The organism is Endozoicomonas sp. YOMI1 (genome assembly GCF_024606345.1).
Taxonomy (GTDB): domain Bacteria; phylum Pseudomonadota; class Gammaproteobacteria; order Pseudomonadales; family Endozoicomonadaceae; genus Endozoicomonas.
Window position 1 is genome coordinate 1 of record NZ_JAHHPM010000206.1, and the last position, 1420, is coordinate 1420.

Annotated in this window: 1 protein-coding gene; it reads right to left on the reverse strand. The window is 54.9% G+C overall.

Features of this window, described 5'->3' with window-relative positions:
• The coding region (locus KDK15_RS07035) for a VCBS domain-containing protein (RefSeq protein WP_257294655.1) at positions 1 to 1420 on the reverse strand (1420 nt) is incomplete at both ends.

A 1420-nucleotide genomic window follows, 5' to 3' on the forward strand; every position in this document is an offset into this window, starting at 1 on the left:
TGGTCATGGTGGCAATGCTGGCGGCACTGACACTGAGCGTGTTGCTGGTATCCAGATCACTGTCGTTGGCGATTACATCGACGGTGACGCTGTTGTTTTCCTGAGTGGTATCGGTATCGGCGGTGGCCACCGGCGCATCGTTGGTGCCGGTGACGGTGATGGTCAGGGTGCTGTTATCAGTCAGTGGCGTACCATCATCATCAGTGACCGTGTAGTTGAGCACCACCGTGGCCGTTTCGCCACTGGCCAGATGGTCGAAATCAGTACCGGGATTGAAGATAACATCGTTGCCGCTGAAGCTGACACTGGCAGTATTGAGAGTGACGGGCTGTTGATCACCATCATTGGTCATGGTAGCGATGCTGGCGGCACTGACACTGAGCGTATTGCCGGTATTCGGGTCACTGTCGTTGGCGATTACATCGACGGTGACGCTGTTGTTTTCCAAGGTGGTATCGGTATCGGCAGTGGCTACCGGTGCATCGTTGGTGCCGGTAACAGTGATAGTCAGGGTGCTGCTATCAGTCAGTGGCATACCATCATCATCGGTGACTGTGTAGTTGAGCACCACTGTGGCAGTTTCACCACTGGCCAGATAATCGAAATCGGTACCGGGATTGAAGGTGATGTCATTGCCACTAAAACTGACACTGGCGGTGTTGAGCTGGATGGTCTGGTTGTCGCTGTCGTTAACCATAGAGGCAATGTTGGCAGCGCTTACACTGAGCACATCACTGGTATCGATATTGCTGTCGTTGGCAAGGACATCTACGGTAACGCTGTTGCTTTCCGGGGTGGTGCCGGTATCGACAACGGCTATGGGTGCATCGTTGGTGCCGGTGATTGTGACGGTCACCTGCTGATCCACTTTGCCGCCCAGGCCGTCGTTTACGGTGACGGTGTAGGTCTGGGTCAGCACCTGACCTGCTGCCAGGTAATCAATATCCGCATCGGGGACACTGAAGGTCCAGTCCACCTGGCCGGTGCCATCGCCGGTGGTGTTATCGCTGACTGTGGGGGTGAAAGACCCCAGATAACCGGTGGTGTCGGAAGAGACGCTGACGGTCTGGACATCGGTCAGATCCGCATCGGCAATGGTAAAGCTGCCGCTTTCAGACAGGGTATTGATGTTCTCACCATTGGCACCATCGGCAATTTCGGTTACGGCTCCGGTCACATCCGTCGCAGCCGTGATGGTGGGAAGCTTGTTGTTGGTGCCGGTAACGGTGATAGTCAGGGTGCTGCTATCAGTTAGTCCATCATCATCGGTCACTGTGTAGTTGAGCACCACCGTGGCCGTTTCACCACTGGCCAGATAATAGAAATCGGTACCGGGGTTGAAGGTAACATCGTTGCCGCTGAAGCTGACACTGGCAGTGTTGAGAGTGATGGGCTGTTGATCACCATCATTGGTCATGGT